An 18,978-nucleotide genomic window follows, 5' to 3' on the forward strand; every position below is an offset into this window, starting at 1 on the left:
ATGAACCGACTGCTGATAGCTGCCGCCGCCAGCCTCGCGCTGGGCGGCTGCTCGACCGAACTGATGCGCGCGGACGACGCGTCCTCCCATGCGGTGCGCTCGGTGATGGCTGCCCAGGCCATCGACCTGGCCGGAGTGCGCGACAGTACCCAGGTCACCGGCATCGATGGCCGCGCCGCAGGGCAGGCGCAGGAACGCTACGAGAAGACCTTCAGCGCGCCCAAAAAAGCCGAATCGCTTGACGCGAGCGTCTTGAAATGAAACTGCGCGACCCTGCATGCCAGCACGGCACCTTTACCATCCAGTTCGCGGTCATGCTGGCTGCGCTGCTGTCGACGGTCGGGCTGGCGCTGGATGTCAGCAGGGTGTACATGCGCCAGGCTGAGATGCGCAGCTTCGCGGAATCTGCCGCGCTGGCCGCGGCGCATGAGCTGGACGGAACGCCGGCCGGCGTGGACGCGGCGGTGCAGCAGGCGCTTGCCATCCTCGCCACCGCCAACGGCCTTGGCGCGACCGCCGCCACCTTGCAGAACGGAGCCCTGCAGCTCGGCGCCAGCCCGGATGGTCCGTGGACCACGGCGGGCGCTGCGGCCGGCCTGTCCGCGGCGCAGCTCGATACGCTGCGCTTTGCGCGCGTGGACACATCGACCCTGGACGGCGCGCTGACCCAGGTCGAACGTTTCTTCGCACCGGAGGGAACGACCCCGATCACCTTTGGCGAAGTCGCCGTCGCGGGGCAGGAGCTGATGCCGATCGCGCCCCTGGCGGTGTGCGCGATGAGCGAGACGCCAGCCTATCCGCGCAAGGTGCAGGGCATGGTGCCGGATACCTTCGAGCTGGTGGAATACGGATTCCGGCGCGGTGTTTCCTACAACCTGCTCGGCCTCAACCCGGCTGGCGACGCGCCGGCCCATTTCGTGGTCAACCCGGTCGAGTTCCCGGAAGACGGGCGCACGCCCAGGGACAGCAATTTTTCCGCGTCCGTCGTGCGGCCCTTCATCTGCACCGGTTCCCTCATGCGCCCGACCGGCAACAAGTTATATGTCGAGCCGGACTTCCCGCTGGAGCTGATTCCCGAGCTGAACTCGCGCTTCAAGCTGGCCTCGGCATGCCACGCGACCACTGCGTGGCCCGACAAGAACGTCATGGAATACAAGGATGTCTCCTGGCTGACCAACACGCCCACCTTGCCGTACGCCCAGGATGCCGCCAGCGAGGCGACCGATGGCGACAACCGGCTGGCACCGATGGCCGACCTGGAGGCGGCCGCGCGTACCGGCATCCCGGCCGGGGAGGTGCGCACGCGCGACAGTTACGGCAACCTGTGGGCGTACGCGCGTCCGGTACAGTACAGCGCCACCGCGGCCGGCCACGTGGGCGATGCATTCGGCAAGAGTGCGGTACCGCTGCTGTACCCGGTCGATAACGGCGGCAGCGCTCTCACGCTGACCTGGGACGACGACAAGGAGCCGCCTTACATTGCGCGCCGCATCGGGTCCTCGACCACGCCGTCGGGCACCTCGGTGCTGTTCCGCAGGATCATCAACGTGCCCCTGCTGGACTGCCCGGTGTCCGGGAAGGTGGCGACCGTACTGGCAATCGGAAGATTCGCGTTGACTTCGCGCGCGGTGGCCGGCACCTCCCCCTACATTGCAGGCGAATTCGGCGGCTTGCTGACGGGCGCTCGTCCCCTCATGACGAGGCTTTACAGATGAAACGCCGTCTCCGTCAGCGCAGCGCAGGCGTCGCGACCATCGAGTTTTCCATCGTATTCGTGGTGGCGGTGTTGATGATGCAGTTCTGCTGGTGGGCAGGGCGGGCGTACTGGCAGCGCACGGTACTGGAAGGCGCTGTGCGCGACGCTGCGCGGCTCATTGCTTCCACACCGCCGGGCGAGCTGACCACCTATGGCAACTTCACAACCGTGGTTGCAGACGCCAACGCGCTGGTTGCGGAGGCGGCGCAAAGGAGCGGCATCGACTTCCTGGGACTGGACATTTTGTGCGATGGCAGCGTTCTGTGCACCTCTTCGGTCGGTCTCAGGGTCATCCGGCTGGAGGCCGAGGCCCTGCTGCCGGAAACCGTGTTCCCGGCGTTTGGTGGGGACGGCATTCCTGTCACCTTGTCTGTGGAGGTGCCGTATGACGGCCGCTTCGCGTTCCAGTAGACGCGGCCGACAGGCTGGGTCCCGCACTCTCTGTCGGCGCAGTGCCGGCGTTGCGACCATCGAATTTGCCATCATTGCCGTGGTGGCGATCGTGATCATGCAATTCTGCTGGTGGGCAGGCCGCGCTTACTGGCAACGCAGCCTACTGGAGGCCGCGGCACGAGATGCGGCGCGCCTGATCGCTAGCACGCCCCCGGGCGAGCTGACCTCGTCAAGCCAGTTTAATACAGCGATCGCGAATGCCAATGCCTTGGTCGAGGCAGCAGTTCAAGAGAGCGGCATCGACTTCGCAGGACTGGATATTGCCTGCGACGGCAGCATAGTCTGTAACTCCGCCGTTGGCCTGAGGGTCATTCGCCTGGAGGCTGAGGCCTTGTTGCCGGAAACCGTGTTCCCTGCGCTTGGCGGGGACGGCCTGGCTGTGACCGTTAGTGTGGAGGTGCCGTATGACGGCCGCTTCGCGTTTCATTAGGCGCCAGCACGCCGGCGCGGTAGCGATCGAGCTTGCCGGCCTGATGGTCCTGTTCTGCATGATGGTGTTCGGGATCCTGGAAGTGGCGCGCATGCTGTTCCTCTGGAACACGATGTCGGCGGTGACGCGCCGTGGCGCCGCGGCGGTGGCGGCGGCCGCGCCCGGCGCCGACCACAGCGCAGCGCTCAACCAGGCTGCCTTAGGCGGCGTGCCGCTGACGTCGCCCACGGTCGATGGCAGCTATCTCCAGGTCACCTACCTCAACGCTGCCCGGGAACCGGTCGCCACGCCGCCGGTATGCCCTTCCGACAACGTGGTGACCTGCATGACGAATCCCGGCGACGCGAGCTGTGTGCGCTATGTCAGGGTGCGCTTGTGCCAGCCCGGCGGCGGCGACACCTGCGATCCGGTTCCGGTGACGCCGCTGGCCGGCGTCACCAGCCTGTTATTCGGTAACACCACCTTGTACTTCCCAACTTTCCAGACGGTGACCCCAGTGGGTGCGCTCGGCTACCAGCCGGGCGGCTGCCCATGACATGAGGAGTGGATGATGAAAGGCCTTGTCATTTCGCGCGATTCGCAGCTCTGCGCGGAAATCGCCACCCAGGGCAGCGCGCGCGTGCCCCCCCTCGATATCGGCGCGACCCGGTCGAGCTTGCGCGACGCGCTCGAGCAGATACCAAGCGGCGGCACCGGACTGGTCATCATCGACGCCAGCGTCAGCGACCTGGGCGAACCGGACAGCCTGGAACGCCTGTGCAAGCAATATGCGCCCGCCTGCTTCATGCTGGTCACGCGCGAGCAGCAGCAGGACCTCCTGATCCGCGCGATGCGTGCGGGCGTGCGCGAGGTGCTGCAGCTGCCGCTGGTGCACCGCGCCTTCCATGAGGCGCTCGACCGTTTGTCCGAGGCCGGCCGCATGTCCAGCCTGCGCGAGGGGAAGGTGCTGTCCTTCATCTCGTGCAAGGGCGGCAGCGGGACCACCTTCATTTCGACCAACTTCGGCTACGCGCTGGCGACGCTGGCGCAGAAGAAGGTGATGCTGATCGACCTGAACGGCCAGTTCGGCGACGCCACGCTGTACGTCTCGGACCAGAAGGCCGCGATGACGCTGTCGGATGTGTGCTCGCAGATCTCGCGCATCGACGGCGCCTTCCTGGATTCCTGCCTGGTGCACGTGTCGAACGGCTACGGCATCCTGGCCGCGGCCGACGACCAGTCCCAGTCGTCCGCGCTCAAGCCCGAGCACATGGACACGGTGCTGCGGGTCGCACGGCAGCACTACGACTACATCCTGCTCGACGTGGGACGGCAGATCGACGCACTATCCCTGCGCGCACTCGACAACGCCGACGAAACCTATCCGGTGCTGCAACTGGCGCTGCCGGACATGCGCGACGGGCGCCGGCTGATCGACATCTTCCGCTCGCTCGGCTATCCGGCGGAACGCACCCACCTGATCGTCAACCGCTACGAGAAGGGCGGACGGCTGCGCCTGGACGACATGCAGAAGGCTGTGGGTGCGGAAGTCCTGCACACCGTTCCCAACGATTACGCAGTAGTGATCGACTCCATCAACCAGGGCGTGCCAGTGCTGCAGCTGGCCCGCAGCAGCGCCGCCGCGCGCAGCCTGGCCGAGCTGGTGGAAACGGTAACGGCACGACCGGTGGCGCAGGAGCAGCGCGGCCTGCTGGGTCGCCTGTTCGGCCGTGTGGCCGCGATCAACGAATAGCCGGCGGAGGCCACCATGACCATACGCGAACGGCTGGCAGTGCGCGACGAAGTGCGGGCGCCGCTGCACGTGCCGCAGGACACCGTCAACCTGGCCTACCAGGAGCTGAAGAAGACGATGCACCAGCTGATCCTGGACCGCATCGACCTGGAACGCCTGAGGCGGCTCACCAGCGAGCAGTTCAAGCACGAGCTGGCGCTGCTGGTCGGGCGCATCATCGAGGAAGAGCGCATCGTCCTGAACCAGCACGAGCGGCACAACCTGGTGCTCGACATCCAGCACGAGATGCTCGGCTTCGGCCCGCTCGAGCCGCTGTTGTCCGATCCGACCGTGTCCGACATCCTGGTGAACACCTATTCCAAGGTGTACGTGGAGCGGCGCGGCCAGCTCGAACTGACCGACATCTCGTTCCACGACAACGCGCACCTCATGAAGATCATCGAGAAGATCGTCTCGCGCGTGGGCCGCCGCGTCGACGAAGCCAGCCCGATGGTGGACGCGCGCCTGCCGGACGGTTCGCGCGTGAATGCGATCATCCCGCCGCTGGCCGTGGACGGGCCGCTGCTCTCGATCCGCCGCTTTTCCGCCGTTCCCCTGACCACCGAGGACCTGCTCGGCTTCAAGAGCCTGTCGCCGCCGATGGTGCAGGTGCTGTCGGCACTGGGGCGCGCCAAGGTCAACATCCTGATCTCGGGCGGCACCGGCAGCGGCAAGACCACGCTGCTCAACCTGATCTCGGGATACATCTCGGCCTCGGAACGGATCGTCACCATCGAGGACGCGGCTGAGCTGCAGCTGCGCCAGCCGCACGTGGTCAGGCTGGAGACGCGCCCGCCCAACATCGAGGGCAAGGGCGAGGTCACGCAGCGCGCACTGGTGCGAAACGCCCTGCGCATGCGTCCCGATCGCATCATCCTGGGCGAGGTGCGCGGCGCCGAGTCACTCGACATGCTGCAGGCGATGAACACCGGCCACGAGGGATCGCTCGCCACCATCCACTCCAACACTCCGCGCGACGCGCTGTCGCGGCTGGAGAACATGGTCAGCATGTCCGGCGTGAACCTGACCATCCGCGCCACGCGCCAGCAGATCTGTTCCGCCATCACCGTGGTGGTGCAGGTGGCGCGCCTGATCGACGGCTGCCGCAAGCTGGTCAGCCTGCAGGAGATCACCGGCATGGAAGGGGAGATCATCACCATGCAGGAGATCTTCAAGTTCGAACAGAGCGGCATGGATGCCAACGGCCGCGTCAAGGGGCATTTCTGCGCCACCGGCGTGCGTCCGCGCTTCGCCGAACGCCTGCGCCTGTTCGGGGTGCCGGTTCCCGACGATGTGTTCGATCCGATGAGGGTGTACGAATAATGGACAATCTCTTCTACATATTCGCCGTCCTGGTATTCGCCGCGGTAGTGCTGCTGCTGGAGGGAGCCTTTGTCTGGTGGACGGAACGCTACGGCGCCAGCGCGCGCCGCATTGGCATGCGCCTGCGCCTGATGTCCACCGGCACCGGCGCGGCCAGCGAGGACGTTTCGATCCTCAAGCAGCGGCGCTATGCAAACGGAGAGAGCCTGGACGAATTCCTGCATGCGCTGCCCGGCGCGGCCCGGGTCGACCGGCTGCTCGTCCAGGCCGGCCTGCCCTGGCTGGTGAGCCGCGCGCTCGGGTTGACGGCCGGCGCGCTGCTGCTCGGCGTGGCGCTCGTGATGACCTTCCCGGTCCCGCTGCCGGCCGCGGCCTGCATCATTCTCATGCTCGCGTCGATCCCGTACGGGATACTGGTCCGGGCGCGCACCAAGCGCATGAAGAAGATCGAAGAGCAGCTGCCGGAGGCGGCCGACTTCATCTCGCGGGCGCTGCGCGCGGGCCACTCGTTTGCCAACGTGCTGCAGATGGCCGGCACCGAGCTGCCCGAGCCGCTGGGCGTCGAGTTCCGCACTGCGCACGAGGAGATCCACTACGGCGTGCCGATGACGGACGCGCTGCACAACCTGGCCGTGCGGGTGCCGCTGACCGACGTGCGCTACCTCGTGATCGCGGTCGTGATCCAGCGCGAGTCGGGCGGCAACCTGGCCGAGATCCTGGCCAGCATCAGTGCGATCATCCGGCAGCGCCTGCAGCTGCGGGCGCGCGTGCGCGTGCTGTCCGCGGAAGGGCGCCTGTCGGCCTGGGTCCTGTCGCTGATGCCGTTCGTGATCGTCGCCGCGATGTCGATCGTGAATCCCAAATACATCAGCGTGCTGTGGAACCACCCCAGCGGCGTGACGATCATCTGGCTCGGGCTGACGATGATCCTGGTCGGTATCGCCTGGCTGCGCGGCGTGATCCACATCCGAGTCTAGGGGGCAGCCATGGAATCACGCCAGATCGTCTTTCTCCTGATCGTGTTCGTGGTTGTGGGCGCGCTGGTGTTTGTCGCGCTGTCGCTGTTCTCGCCGCGCAGCCTGCAAGCCCGGCTGCGCAGGCTGACCGGCCACGACGAGCCTTCGCCGCTGGAAGGCGATGGCTGGGTCGACCGGGTGGCGCGGGTGGCAGAGCCTTTCACCAAGCTGTCGGTGCCCGAAGAAGGCTGGGAGAAATCCGCGCTGCGCACCCGCTTCATGAATGCCGGCTGGCGCAAGCGCGGCGCGCCGATCCTGTTCCTGGCCGCCAAATCGGTGCTGGCGCTAGCGCTGCCGCTGCTGGCCGCGCTGGTCCTGCTGGTAACGCAGCCGTCGCTGGCGGGCGAGCGCTACCTCGTCATCCTGCTGACCTGCACGGCTGCGGGCTATTACATCCCCAACCTGGTGCTGCGGCGGGTGGCGGCGCGGCGCCAGCGCGAGATCTTCGAGACCATCCCCGACGCGCTCGACCTGCTGACCGTGTGCGTGGAGGCCGGCATGAGCCTGGAGCGCGCGCTGGTGAAAGTCGCGTCCGAAATCCATATCAAGAGCGTCACGCTGGCGCAGGAACTGCAGCTGGTGCTGATGGAAATGCGCGCCGGCTTCACCAAGGAGAAGGCGCTGCGCAACCTGGCCCTGCGCAGCGGCGTGGAGGACGTCGATTCGCTCGTGGCGATGCTGATCCAGTCGGAGCGCTTCGGCACCAGCATGGGCGACTCTCTGCGCGTGCACTCGGATAACCTGCGCGTGCGCCGCCGCATGGTGGCGGAGGAGGCCGCCGCCAAGATTGCGCTCAAGCTGCTGTTCCCGCTGATCTTCTGCATCTTCCCGACCCTCATGATGGTCCTGCTCGGCCCTGCGGTCATCCAGGCCATGGCCATCTTTGCGAAACCTGGATGACCACGGAGCCCGACATGAGCACGACGATGAAACGCATCTCCGCCGCCTGCGCCAGCGCGTTGTTGCTGGCCTGCGCCAATACGCCGGACGACAGGCCGGCGCGCATTCCCGAGCTGGCGGACGATTCTCCTTCCGCGCGCAACCTTATCGCCACCCAGCTGGCCGAAAAGGCCGATTACGCCGGCGCGATCCGGATCTGGCGCACGCTGACGGCTACGCAGACAGGGCCGGAGGCGGCCTACCTCTACCGCAATCTCGGCTACGCGTTGTTCCTCAACGGCGAATATGAAGCCTCGCTCGCTTCGCTGGAGAAGGCCTGCCTGCTCGATCCGCTCAATCCGCGCGGCTGGATGCACCTGGGCAGCGCGCTGCGCAAGCTTGGCAAGCACGCGCGCGCCGAGATGATGTTCCGGCAAGCCGCCACGCTGGAACGCCACGAATTTACTGTCGACTACGCGCTGGCCAGGGGCTCGCGCGTGCCAGCCATTGTCAGTGCCGTCGAGGCGCCTGCGCGTCCGAAAGATGACTGGGCCGCGCGTGTGCTGGACGCAAGCGGCGGCGTGATCGACCTGCGCACCATCACTGCACAGCCGCAGCTGGTGGAAGGAGAGCCCCAGGCCGTCGTGGCGCCGCTGCCGGCAGAGCCGGTCCGTATCGCGCAGGCGCCCGACGGGTATGCGGAGGAGGCGCCGCCGCAAGTCGTGACCGCGCCGGTGGACTTGCCTTCCACGGTGGAGAGCGCGGTGGAATCCGCGCAAGCGCTGGTGCGGCTGGAGGTTCGCAACGGGAATGGCGTGCGCGGCATGGCCGCAGCGACTGCCCGAAAGCTCGCCAGCGACAAGCTGCGCGTGGTGAGGCTGACCAACGAAAAAGGATTCAATGTCGATCGCACCCGGATCGAGTACGTGAGCGGATTCCAGGATGCCGCGTCAAAGCTGGCGCAACGTTTCGGCGCTGCAACGATGGTACAGGTGGATCAGTGCTGGAAGGCCGACATGCGGCTGGTGATCGGCAAGGATCAGGTGAGTACGCGTCCTGCGGTGGTGGCCTCCGCCGCGGCTGCAAAGCTGCAAGGCGCGGCGAAGGGGAGGGAATCGGCAGCGGCCGGGAAGGCCGTGCGGCCGGCTGCCCCGGGTGCGCGGGGCTGAAGCCGGCCTGTCGTTCAGTTCCAGCTCACCGAGCCCATGCCGTGGTCGTTGGTGGTGCGCTGTGCGGGCTTGCCGTACACGGTTGCCGAACCCATTCCCGACAGGTTCACGTTGGCCGAATGCTTTGCGTAGACGGTTGCGCCACCCAATCCGCTCATATCGACGTCGACCGAATCCGCATACAACTCCTTGGCATCCAGGCCGCCCAGGCCGCCGAGCGATGCGCGCAGCACCTTGGCCTTGCCGCTGATGCTGATCTTGCCGGCGCCTGCGAGCGACAGGTCGACTTCCTCGCTGGCGCCCGATTCGATCTTCATGCTGCCCACGCCGCCCAGGCGGACCTTCACGAACTTGTAGTTGCTGTTCATGTTGATCGAGCCGGCGCCTTCCTGTACCAGCGAGATCCTGTTGCCGGAGAAGCCCGTGAGCGTGGATGCGCCCACGCCGGTGGAGGTCAGCTCGCTCAGTTGCGGAACCGTGAGGTGCACCTTGACCGAGCCGTTGTCGCGGCCCCAGCTGAAGGTGCTCTTGTCCATATCGATGACCAGCACGTCGCCTTTCTGCGAGGTGGTGACGCGCGACACCAGGCGCTTGTCGCCGGACAGCGTGAGCGAGGCGGTCGGACCCTGCTTGACGATCAGCTCGATTACGCCGCCAAGCTCGATGCGGGAGACGCGGCCGTCGACGGGACGGGTTTCGCTCACCTGCTGAGCGAGGGCGGCGCCGCTGGCGCACAAGGCGGTGGCGATGACTGCTGCCTGGAAGAGTCGGGTCATGGTTGTGTTCTCCGTGTTTCGTATTGTGGTTGGCGAACTTATGCGCCGACCGCTTTTTGTGCGGCGGTCAGGCGTTTGGCGGTGACCGTCACGACGGCGATTCCGGCATCGTTGACGGTGTAAGTGGCGACCGAAGCATTGACTGATTTCGCATTGATGGCTGCCGTCGCGATGCCTTGTGCCACCAGGGTGCCCAGGACGAAAACGAAGATGAATTCCATGTTGCGTGCGATGTTCATGTCAGTGCTCCTTGTCGATAAATGCGTTGGGTTGAGTGAACTATAAATAGGCCCGCCGATGTCAACCATCGCATTGCGACGAGCTGCACGAATCGCGCGCTGAACTGCAGTTTTCGCCACATGAGGCCTGGTACGAATCGCCATTCCTTGCCGTCGCCATTGGAGGCGCCTCGGTGAATGCAGCTCAGCATGGGCCCGGACTGCGCTGGGACGACGGGTGACATGGACGAAAAAAAGCCCAGCTGGGAAAGCTGGGCTTTGGGGCAGTGTTGGAGATGCGCGGCTTAGGCGTCGACTGCTTTCTGGGCAGCAGTCAGGCGTTTGGCGGTAACCGTCACGACGGCGATGCCGGCGTCGTTGACGGTGTAAGTGGCGACCGAAGCGTTGACAGGTTTCGCGTTGATCGCTGCCGTCGCTACGCCCTGTGCGACCAGGGTGCCGAGTACGAGAACGAAGATGGCTTCCATGTTGCGTGCGATGTTCATGTCAATGCTCCTTGTCGAAATGCGGTGGGGTTGATTGAACTATAGAGAGGTCCGTCCACGTCAACCATCGCATTGCGACGAGCTGCGGATTTTGCGCGATGAAGTGCGTTTTACGCCGGTTGGAAGCGGCCGCGCCTGCCGCTACTGCACGCGTTTGTAGGCGCTGTAGCCGCCGCCGGGCGAGAGTTCCGGCACCAGCACCAGCACCGTGTGCGCCGGGAGCTTTACGTCGAGCAGGCCCGAGACGAGCTGGATCTTCGCGCCGGTCAGCGCGTCCACCATCATCCAGTTGTTCATCAGTTTGCTGTTGCCGAGCATGACGGTTTCCGCCACGTCCGCGCTAGACGGGTTGGCCAGCACGATGACGGTATCGCGAGCGCGGTCGGTGTGGCGCTCGAACGCGAACAGGCGGTGGCTGGTCACGGGCCGGTAGTCGCCGATGCGCAGTGCGCGGTGCTGCTTGCGCAGCCTGACCAGCTGGCGCGTCCAGCCCAGTGTCGGGTTGTCGTCGCGCACCAGGTCCCAGCGCATCGGCGCGCGCATCGCGGGGTCGCCTTCACCCGTCATGCCGATTTCGCTGCCGTAATAGATATTGGGAGCGCCGGGCAGCGTGAACTGCAGCACCTGCGCCAGCCTGCGCTGCTGCTCGACGGGCAGCACCGTGGCAATGCGCGAGGTATCGTGGTTGTCGAGCATCAGCCAGCTCTTGAGCAAATTGTCGGTGCCCGACTCGGCCACCATGCGGTCCACCATGCGCTGGGCTTGCGGCGCTTCCAGCTTGCCGCCCGCCAGGCGCAGCACGATCTCGCGCAGCGTAAAGTTCATGACGCCATCGACCGAGGGGAACCATTCCTTCGGATAATTGGCGATCTCGCCGACGACCAGGGAGCCGGGCTTTTCCTTGTGCGCGGCCTGCGTCAGCTCATCGAGCCACTTGAAGCCGATGTCTACCGCGACGTCGAGGCGCCAGCCGTCGACGCCGTCACGCAGGTAGCTGCGCACCACCGAGTCGGGCGCGCCGTAGACATGGGCCCGCACCTTCGGATTCTCCAGGTTCAGCTCGGGCAGGTTTTCCGCCAGCCACCACACCCGCGCACCGCTCTGGTACTGCGGGCCAAAGTAGAACCAGTCGCGCCACTCGCTCTTTGGATTGGCGAACGCGTCGCGGAACCTGGGCGAGTTGCGGCCCATGTGGTTGAACACGCCGTCCAGCACGAGCTTCATGCCGCGCTGGTGCACGTTGGCCGCGAGCGCCTTCACGTCGGCGCGGGTGCCGAACTCCGGCGACACGGCGTTGTAGTCGAACGCGTCGTACTTGTGATTGGTGTACGCAAGGTGGATGGGATTGAGGTACAGCACATCCGCGCCCATCGATTGCACGTGGCCGAGCTTGCCCACTAGGCTCGCCAGGTCGCCGCCCCAGAACTCGATCTCGTGGCTCCACAGGCGTTCGCCCTCCAGGTACACGCCGCGCCTGGGCACCTCGTCCCAGCCGCGCAGGACCTTGGGGGCAGGGTACAGCGCCCGCTTGGCCGCCAGGTTGGCGCTGGGGGCAAAGCGGTCCACCAGCACCTGGTACACCACGGCGCCGTTGCGCCAATCCTTTTCGCGCTGTTCGTAAATCCCTTGCACCGCCCGGTCATGGCGGTTTCCTGCCGGCGTCGCGGCGTGGGTGGCAAAGGCCGCCTGCTGGGCAAACGCTACAGGCATGAACGCACAGGCGGCGAGCAGCGGAATCAATTTCATGGGTAGTGGGGTGCAGTTGCCGGGTTAGTTGCAGGAACTACAGGGAGACGGCGGCCGGTTGCGGCGGCCGCTGGCCAGTCATCTGTCCGACCTTGGTCACCAGCGAGGTGAGCGCGAACGGCTTGATCAGCAGTTCCATCTGCGCGGGAAGGCTTTCGTTCTTCATCACGATGCCCTCGGCGTAGCCGGTCACCAGCAGCACGGGCAGGCCCGGCGCATCCGCGCGCACCAGGTCGGCCAGCTGGCGTCCGTTCATGCTGCCTGGCAGGCCGATATCGGTCACGAGGATGTCCGGCAGCTTGTTCGACTGGAGATATCGGAGGGCGGCGCTGGCGTCGCCCACTGCCACCACGGTGTGGCCCTGCAGGCGCAGCGCGTCGGTCATCACATCGCGCACTTCCGTTTCGTCTTCCACGATCAGGATCACTGCCGAGCCACCGATGCCTTCGTCGGCATCCACCTGCTCCGGCGGATGGGGCAGCGTAGCGACTTCCATATGGCGCGGCAGGCGCAGCAGGATACACGTGCCCGCCCCCGGAACCGACGAGATGCGCACGTGCCCGCCCGATTGCTGCGCGAAGCCGTACACCATCGACAGGCCGAGGCCGGTGCCCTGGCCCAGCGGCTTGGTGGTAAAGAACGGGTCGAACGCGCGCGCGGCAACCGATGGCTCCATGCCGACGCCGTTGTCGCTCACGGTGATGGCGATGTATTCGCCGGGTGCCACATCGCCGTATTGCGAGGCGGTCGATTCGCACAGCGTGATATTCCTGGTCTCGATGCGCAGGTCGCCCCCGCCGGGCATGGCATCGCGCGCGTTGTTGGCGAGGTTGAGCAGCGCGTTTTCCAGCTGGTTGGGATCGCACAGGGTGGTCCAGAGTGACGGGCACAGGTCCGTCAGGATCCGGACCGACGGGCCGGTCGAGTGGCGGAACAGGTCGTTCATCGACATGATCAGTTCGTTCACCCGGGTTGGCTTGGGGTCCAGCGCCTGGCGGCGCGAGAACGCGAGCAGGCGGTGCGTGAGCGCCGCGGCGCGCTTGGTAATGCCGATGGCCGAATCGATGCGCTGGATCAGGTCATCCGACTGGCCCAGGCGCACCCGCAGCTTCATCAGCTCCAGGTGGCCCGATACGCCGGCCAGCATATTGTTGAAATCGTGCGCGAGGCCGCCCGTCAGCTGGCCGACGGCTTCCATCTTTTGCGACTGGCGCAGCGCTTCCTCCGCGAGCCGCAGCGCGCTGGCCTGCTGCTTCTCCGCCGTGATGTCGCGCGCCACGCCGTAGAGCAGTTCGCCTTCCGGGACGATGGTCCAGCAAACCCAGCGGTGCGAACCGTCCTTGTGCAGCACGCGCGTGTCGTAGCGCACCAGCGGCTCGCCGGTGGTCGCCAGTTTGTGCATGTGGAGCGCGACGTCCTCGCGGTCGTCGGGATACACCATCTCCATGAAGGGGCGCGAGGTCGCTTCCTCCTCGCTCCAGCCGAAGGTCTGGGTGAATGCCGGGTTCACGGTCAGGAACTTGCCGGTGGCGAGCGAGGCCGCGCCCATGATGTCCTGCGAAATGCGCCAGACGCGGTCGCGGTCGGCGGCGTAGGCCGCCGCTTCGTCGGCCAGGCGCGCGCTGAGGTCGCGCAGCGCGTCCTCCTTCTCCTTCAGTTCCGCGATCGCATTGGCACGGCCACCGTTTTCCGTGAGCGTGCACAGGACGCCGGCGACGGCGCCGCTGTCGTCGCGCACCGGCGTGCAGGAAAACGTGCAGGGGCGATGTTCGGCCACACCGGCGAGCTGCTGGACCAGTGCCAGTTCAGTTGAGCAGTGCGCTTTCCCGTCCATGGCGGATGCCAGCGCCGGCCCGACGATCTCCCAGGCAGGAGCGAACAGCTGTTGCGCAGGCGCGCAGGGAAGGTCCAGGTTGCCCAGCAGGGAAAATGCAGCGTCGTTGGCGAAGGTCAGCAGATCGTCGCCCCAGCAAAGGAAGCTGGGCAGAGGGCCATGCAGCGCAATGCCGAGTGCAGTGCGCATTGCCGATGGCCAATCGGCTGGCTGCCCCAGCGCCGTAGTTGACCAATCGTAATCGCGCAAGCGCATCCCGACGTCTCCGGCGTCCGAGAGGAACGCCAGTTCTGGCTGAGGTTGAGTGGTCATGGTGGGGGAGGTTGGATTTGCGTTCCGCCAACTATCCTAGCAGCATGCCGCAAAAACTACCACACGAATGACGCGCACATTTCAGCGTCTCGATGCGGGGGAGGGGAGTATCGCTCTTCCCTAGAGGAAACCAAAAAAAGGAGGGGGGTATGTTGCCGCAGGGCATCAGCGGCGATATACCCCCTTGTTGTGTCAGCGCATCGGGATGGAGCTGTTCTGCTGGATCTCGCCCAGCTTTTCCGTGGGCAAGGTCTGGACGTCGGTCTTCTTCGATTTCGACTTCTGCGCAATGATGCTGCCCGTTGTGTACTCCGGCATGTCGGCGGCTTCTTCCTTGGTTGCGATATCTTTGCTGGACGCACAGCCGGCGAGCAAACAAACCGTCACTGCGCAGAGAACGAAAGTTTTCATGGTAATGGAGATGAATGAGCAGGAGCGCCCACGCTACCATCGGGCGCTTGGCCGCATCAACGACAAAATTGTCGGGAAATTGTCATGCTCTCAACTCGTCGGTTCCACGGTCGGGCTGCGGCCAGCTCTAGCCGGCCCCGTGCGCCGGCGTCCCGGTGCCGTGCCGACGTGTACGCCACAAGGAATACGCGATACCGGACAGGATCAGGCCGCCAGTGACGGCAAGCGACAGCCATGCGGGTACCTTGCCATCGAACACAAAGTCGCCAATGAAGATCTTCGAACCAATGAACACGAGCACGGCTGCCAGCGAATACTTCAGGTAGCTGAAGCGCTCCACCATTGCCGCCAGGGCGAAGTACAGGGCGCGCAGGCCGAGCACCGCGAAGATATTGGAGGTGTAGACGATAAACGGGTCGCTGGTGATGGCGAAGATCGCAGGCACGCTATCCACCGCGAACACCACATCCGTCGCTTCGACCATGCATAACGCAAGGAACAGCGGCGTGGCGTAGAGCAGCGGTTTCCCGGCCTGGTCAGGTATGCGCACAAGAAAGGCGTTGCCATGCAGCCCGTCCGTCACGCGCAGGTGGCGCCGGAGCCAGGACAGGACCGCACTATTGCGAATGTCCTCCCTGCCCGTGTGCACAAAGAACATGCGGATGCCGGTAACGATCAGGAATGCCCCGAAGATATAGAGGGTCCAGTAATAGCTGGCCACCAGGGTCGAACCGAAACCGATCATCACGCCGCGCGTGAGGATCACGCCGACGATGCCCCAGAACAGCACGCGATGCTGGTATGCAGGGGGAATCGCCAGGGTGGCGAAGATGAGGGAGATGACGAAAATATTATCCAGGGACAGGCTCTTTTCGATCAGGAAGCCCGTGTAGAACTGCATCCCCTTCTCGCCGCCGAATTCATGCCACACCCACAATCCAAACAGCAGGCCGGCCGTGACGTAAAGCGCGGACAACTTCAGGCTTTCGCGCACGCCGATCACATGATCGTCACGATTGAGCACTCCCAGGTCGAGCACCAGTAGCGCGAGCACCATCGCCAGGAAAACCAGCCAGGTCCAGGCAGGTGCACCAAGCCACAGGACAGTTAACCATTCCATAATCTTCTCTCCACGGATGATTGGGGGATAGGTTCACTGTAGGTGCGCCAGATGCGAAAGTAAAATCGAATAAACTATATGGACCATCAATTTTTATTGAGGTGTCCCCGTGCTCAACTATAAACACCTGCACTATTTCCACACCGTGGCCACGCTTGGGACCGTCGTGCGTGCGGCCGAGAAGCTGCACGTGTCGGCACAGGCGATCAGCATGCAGCTGCAACTGCTGGAAGAGCAGATGGGCGCTGAGCTGTTCGAGAAAAGAGGGCGGTTGTTATATTTGACCGACGCCGGCAAGACGGTGCTGGATTATTCGGCAAGGATTTTCGACCTGGGTGGCGAGCTGGAGCAGGTAGTACGCCGCGGTGTACTGGCTGGACAGGAAACGCTGCGCGTCGGCATCTGCGACATCATTCCCAAGACAATGGCATTCCGCCTGATGCAGCCCGCCCGCGAAGCCGGCATGGCGATGCACCTGAGCTGCCGCGAAGGACGATTCGAGGACCTGGTCGTCGACCTGGCCGCGCACAAGCTCGACCTGGTGATCTCCGACCGCGCATTGCCACCGGGCGGGGCGCTGCGCGGCCACAGCCGCCTGCTCGGTGTGAGCGAACTGGCGGTGCTGGGCCACCCGGACTTGTGCCGGCAGTGGCCGGGCGCTTTTCCGGACCGGTTAAGGCTCGCGCCGTTCCTGTTGCCGATGCCGGAAGCAGCAGTCAGGAGCCAGCTAGATTCCTGGTTTGATGCAAACGACTTGCGGCCGATCGTGGTGGGCGAATTCGATGACGGCGCGCTGCTGAAGTCGTTCGCCCGCGCCGCTGCCGGCTTTATCGTTGCGCCCGCGGTGCTGGCGAGTGCGATTCGTACGGAATACGGGCTTGAGCAGGTAGGAACAGTGCCGTCGATGATCGAGCAGTTCTATGTGGTATCGGTGCAGCGGGTGTACAGTCACCCGGCAGTACGGCGTATCCTGGACGGGGCAGCCGCGGTATTCGGCCCGGACCGCTAGCAGCCCGGGTCAGCGATCGTTGGCGTTCCAAACAAAAAGCCCAGCCGGTGAGGGCTGGGCTTTCGCATGCTGGTGCCGGCTGCCGGTTTCGAACTGGCCACCTGATGATTACAAATCAACTGCTCTACCAAATGAGCTAAGCCGGCGGTAACTTTGCCCAAATTATACGCTATTTGATCCGCGTGAGGGTCGGGCGCGGACCCTTGCGGGGCGGCTCGTCGTCGCCGTCGGGCGACGGGCTGGCGGCCGGCGCATCGCTGCCTGGCGGTACCGCGGACAGGGATGGCGAGGCGGCCGCAGGTGCGGGGGCCGGCGCAGGCGCAGGCGCGGCGCTGGCTGGCGCGGGCATTTCGGCGGCAGTCTTGGTGACTTCGAATGCCATGCCCTGGCCGTTCTCGTTGGCGTAGATCGCCAGCACGTTCTGCACCGGCACGTAGATCTGGCGCGACACGCCCGCGAAGCGCGCGTTGAACGTGATCGCATCGTTGTCCATCTTCAGCGCGGCGGTGGCGCCAAAGCTGATGTTCAGGACGATCTCGCCCTTCTTCACGTATTCCATCGGCACGGTCGTCGCCGCATCGACCTTGACCGCGATGTAGGGCGTGTATCCGCTGTCGGTGCACCATTCGTAGATGGCGCGCAGCATGTAGGGTTTGGTGGAGATTTCGGACATTGAGAGACGGTGGTACGTTGTACTGCAAAGACAGGGACAGTCCCGCAGCGCCAGGGCGGCAGGACAGTCCCCATTCTAGCGCGATCAGCGGCGCATGACCTTTTCGGACGGGGTCAGCGCTTCGATGTAGGCAGGGCGCGAGAAGATGCGCTCGGCGTACTTCATCAGCGGCGCGGCGGTCTTCGACAGTTCGATGCCGTAGTGGTCCAGGCGCCACAGCAGCGGGGCGATCGCCACGTCCAGCATCGAGAACTCGTCGCCGAGCATGTACTTGTTCTTGAGGAACAGCGGCGCGAGCGTGGTCAGGCGGTCGCGGATTTCGGCGCGTGCCTTGTCGTGGCTCTTGTCGTTGGCCTTGTTGCGCTCGGACTCGAGCACATGCACGTGCACGAACAGCTCTTTTTCGAAGTTGAACAGCATCAGGCGGGCGCGCGCGCGCATCAGCGGATCAGCCGGCATCAGCTGCGGGTGCGGGAAGCGCTCGTCGATGTATTCGTTGATGATGTTCGACTCGTACAGGATCAGTTCGCGCTCGACCAGGATCGGCACCTGGCCGTACGGGTTCATCGTCGAGATGTCTTCCGGCTTGTTGAACAGGTCGACGTCGCGCACTTCGAAGTCCATGCCTTTTTCAAACAGGACCAGGCGGCAGCGCTGGGAAAACGGGCACGTGGTGCCAGAGTAGAGAACCATCATAATGTGTGTTCCTTAGAAGCAAATGGGGTGAAACGGCTAGCGGTCCACCCCGAAAATGACTGCCCGCGCGAGCGGGCAGCGAACGTGTACGAAGAAAGCTTCTTGTGACGGATTACTTCACTTCTTTCCAATAGGACGCGTTCAGGCGCCATGCCAGCAGTGCGAACAGGGTCATGAACATCAGGACCCATACGCCCAGCTGCTTACGCTGGGCAGCGACCGGCTCGGCCATCCACTCCATGTAGGCCACCAGGTCGGCAGTTGCTGCGTCGAATTCCTGGTCGCTCAGCTTGCCAGGCGAGACGCGCTCGAAACCGGCGAACTTGTGCACCATCTTGCTGGCGTCGTGCGGATCCTTCTCCTCCACGAACTTGGCGGTACGCACGCCCTGCAGCTCCCACATCACGTGCGGCATCGCCACGTTCGGCAGCACCATGTTGTTCCAGCCGGTCGGACGGGTGTCGTCCTTGTAGAAGGTACGCAGGTAGGTGTACAGGTAGTCCGCACCGCTGCCGGCCGGCGACGCCTTGGCGCGCGCGATCACGGACAGGTCTGGTGGCACCACGCCGAACCATTCCTTGGCATCCGATGGGCGCAACGCGGTATGCATCACTTCGCCGACCTTGTCTGCCGAGAACAGCAGGTTGTTCTTGATCTGGTCTTCCGTCAGGCCCAGGTCACGCAGGCGGTTGTAGCGCATCGACGTGGCCGAGTGGCAGTTCAGGCAGTAGTTCACGAACAGGCGCGCGCCGTTCTGCAGGGAGGTCACGCTGTTGCGCTGTGGCGCCTTGTCCAGCGGGAAGCCGCCTTCGGACGCAAATACCAGACCCGGCACAGCCAGGGCCAGGATAGCGATCAGTTTTTTCGAAAAAGTCATTGT

21 protein-coding genes and 1 tRNA gene are annotated in these 18,978 nt (G+C 64.8%); 11 read left to right on the forward strand and 11 right to left on the reverse strand.

Features of this window, described 5'->3' with window-relative positions; translation table 11 throughout:
- From ACFSQR_RS01750 to ACFSQR_RS01795, 10 genes are read left to right on the forward strand one after another with little or no spacing between them, the layout of a single operon-like run.
- Positions 1 to 261: a hypothetical protein gene (locus ACFSQR_RS01750; protein ID WP_377727418.1), complete on the forward strand. Its 261-nt coding sequence runs from the start codon at positions 1 to 3 to the stop codon at positions 259 to 261.
- Positions 258 to 1,715, forward strand: a complete 1,458-nt coding sequence (locus ACFSQR_RS01755; protein ID WP_377727420.1) for a pilus assembly protein TadG-related protein — start codon at positions 258 to 260, stop codon at positions 1,713 to 1,715. Before ACFSQR_RS01750 ends, ACFSQR_RS01755 begins: the two co-directional genes overlap by 4 nt.
- The gene (locus ACFSQR_RS01760) at positions 1,712 to 2,167 is read left to right on the forward strand and encodes a TadE/TadG family type IV pilus assembly protein (RefSeq protein WP_377727422.1); all 456 of its coding nucleotides are present in this window, start codon (positions 1,712 to 1,714) and stop codon (positions 2,165 to 2,167) included. The genes ACFSQR_RS01755 and ACFSQR_RS01760 overlap by 4 nt, the downstream gene beginning before the upstream one ends.
- On the forward strand, positions 2,142 to 2,639 hold the full coding sequence (locus ACFSQR_RS01765) for a TadE/TadG family type IV pilus assembly protein (protein WP_377727424.1): 498 nt from the start codon (positions 2,142 to 2,144) through the stop codon (positions 2,637 to 2,639). The genes ACFSQR_RS01760 and ACFSQR_RS01765 overlap by 26 nt, the downstream gene beginning before the upstream one ends.
- A complete protein-coding gene (locus tag ACFSQR_RS01770) occupies positions 2,614 to 3,174 on the forward strand; it encodes a TadE/TadG family type IV pilus assembly protein (protein WP_377727426.1) in 561 nt (186 codons plus the stop codon). Before ACFSQR_RS01765 ends, ACFSQR_RS01770 begins: the two co-directional genes overlap by 26 nt.
- Positions 3,175 to 3,189: 15 nt before the next feature.
- Positions 3,190 to 4,371: a CpaE family protein gene (locus tag ACFSQR_RS01775; protein WP_377728290.1), complete on the forward strand. Its 1,182-nt coding sequence runs from the start codon at positions 3,190 to 3,192 to the stop codon at positions 4,369 to 4,371.
- Between the two features lie 15 nt (positions 4,372 to 4,386).
- Positions 4,387 to 5,733 (forward strand): CpaF family protein, encoded by a 1,347-nt coding sequence (locus ACFSQR_RS01780; RefSeq protein WP_377727428.1) that lies wholly within the window; start codon positions 4,387 to 4,389, stop codon positions 5,731 to 5,733.
- Positions 5,733 to 6,710 carry a type II secretion system F family protein gene (locus ACFSQR_RS01785; RefSeq protein WP_377727430.1) on the forward strand — a complete coding sequence of 326 codons (978 nt, stop codon included), beginning with the start codon at positions 5,733 to 5,735 and terminating at the stop codon, positions 6,708 to 6,710. The genes ACFSQR_RS01780 and ACFSQR_RS01785 overlap by 1 nt, the downstream gene beginning before the upstream one ends.
- Before the next feature lie 9 nt (positions 6,711 to 6,719).
- Positions 6,720 to 7,649 carry a type II secretion system F family protein gene (locus ACFSQR_RS01790; RefSeq protein WP_377727432.1) on the forward strand — a complete coding sequence of 310 codons (930 nt, stop codon included), beginning with the start codon at positions 6,720 to 6,722 and terminating at the stop codon, positions 7,647 to 7,649.
- A 14-nt stretch (positions 7,650 to 7,663) separates the two neighbouring features.
- A complete protein-coding gene (locus ACFSQR_RS01795) occupies positions 7,664 to 8,797 on the forward strand; it encodes a LytR C-terminal domain-containing protein (RefSeq protein ID WP_377727434.1) in 1,134 nt (377 codons plus the stop codon).
- A gap of 14 nt (positions 8,798 to 8,811) precedes the next feature.
- Here the strand turns inward: ACFSQR_RS01795 and ACFSQR_RS01800 are convergent, their stop codons facing one another.
- From ACFSQR_RS01800 to ACFSQR_RS01830, 7 genes are all read right to left on the reverse strand, one after another.
- Positions 8,812 to 9,573, reverse strand: coding sequence for a head GIN domain-containing protein (locus tag ACFSQR_RS01800; RefSeq protein WP_377727436.1), 762 nt, complete (start codon positions 9,571 to 9,573; stop codon positions 8,812 to 8,814).
- Between the two features lie 38 nt (positions 9,574 to 9,611).
- Positions 9,612 to 9,812 carry a hypothetical protein gene (locus ACFSQR_RS01805; protein WP_377727438.1) on the reverse strand — a complete coding sequence of 67 codons (201 nt, stop codon included), beginning with the start codon at positions 9,810 to 9,812 and terminating at the stop codon, positions 9,612 to 9,614.
- 284 nt (positions 9,813 to 10,096) lie between these two features.
- A complete protein-coding gene (locus tag ACFSQR_RS01810; RefSeq protein ID WP_377727440.1) occupies positions 10,097 to 10,297 on the reverse strand; it encodes a hypothetical protein in 201 nt (66 codons plus the stop codon).
- A 141-nt stretch (positions 10,298 to 10,438) separates the two neighbouring features.
- Positions 10,439 to 12,043 (reverse strand): alpha-amylase family glycosyl hydrolase, encoded by a 1,605-nt coding sequence (locus tag ACFSQR_RS01815; RefSeq protein WP_377727442.1) that lies wholly within the window; start codon positions 12,041 to 12,043, stop codon positions 10,439 to 10,441.
- 37 nt (positions 12,044 to 12,080) lie between these two features.
- Positions 12,081 to 14,066 (reverse strand): ATP-binding protein, encoded by a 1,986-nt coding sequence (locus ACFSQR_RS01820; RefSeq protein WP_377727444.1) that lies wholly within the window; start codon positions 14,064 to 14,066, stop codon positions 12,081 to 12,083.
- Between the two features lie 315 nt (positions 14,067 to 14,381).
- Positions 14,382 to 14,507, reverse strand: coding sequence for a hypothetical protein (locus ACFSQR_RS01825; RefSeq protein WP_377727445.1), 126 nt, complete (start codon positions 14,505 to 14,507; stop codon positions 14,382 to 14,384).
- Between the two features lie 220 nt (positions 14,508 to 14,727).
- A complete protein-coding gene (locus ACFSQR_RS01830) occupies positions 14,728 to 15,720 on the reverse strand; it encodes a TerC family protein (protein WP_377727447.1) in 993 nt (330 codons plus the stop codon).
- Positions 15,721 to 15,829: 109 nt separating this feature from the next.
- Here ACFSQR_RS01830 and ACFSQR_RS01835 point away from each other — a divergent pair, with 109 nt between their 5' ends.
- On the forward strand, positions 15,830 to 16,729 hold the full coding sequence (locus ACFSQR_RS01835; protein WP_377727449.1) for a LysR family transcriptional regulator: 900 nt from the start codon (positions 15,830 to 15,832) through the stop codon (positions 16,727 to 16,729).
- Positions 16,730 to 16,799: 70 nt separating this feature from the next.
- Here ACFSQR_RS01835 and ACFSQR_RS01840 read toward each other — a convergent pair.
- From ACFSQR_RS01840 to ACFSQR_RS01855, 4 genes are all read right to left on the reverse strand, one after another.
- A tRNA-Thr gene (locus ACFSQR_RS01840) sits at positions 16,800 to 16,875 on the reverse strand.
- A gap of 23 nt (positions 16,876 to 16,898) precedes the next feature.
- Positions 16,899 to 17,402, reverse strand: coding sequence for a ClpXP protease specificity-enhancing factor (locus ACFSQR_RS01845; RefSeq protein WP_377727451.1), 504 nt, complete (start codon positions 17,400 to 17,402; stop codon positions 16,899 to 16,901).
- A gap of 84 nt (positions 17,403 to 17,486) precedes the next feature.
- Positions 17,487 to 18,098, reverse strand: coding sequence for a glutathione S-transferase N-terminal domain-containing protein (locus tag ACFSQR_RS01850; protein WP_369091431.1), 612 nt, complete (start codon positions 18,096 to 18,098; stop codon positions 17,487 to 17,489).
- A gap of 112 nt (positions 18,099 to 18,210) precedes the next feature.
- Positions 18,211 to 18,975: a cytochrome c1 gene (locus ACFSQR_RS01855; RefSeq protein ID WP_377727453.1), complete on the reverse strand. Its 765-nt coding sequence runs from the start codon at positions 18,973 to 18,975 to the stop codon at positions 18,211 to 18,213.
- Positions 18,976 to 18,978: the final 3 nt, after the last annotated feature.

Origin of the sequence: Pseudoduganella sp. GCM10020061, from assembly GCF_042683405.1 — a bacterium.
Lineage (GTDB): Bacteria > Pseudomonadota > Gammaproteobacteria > Burkholderiales > Burkholderiaceae_D > Telluria.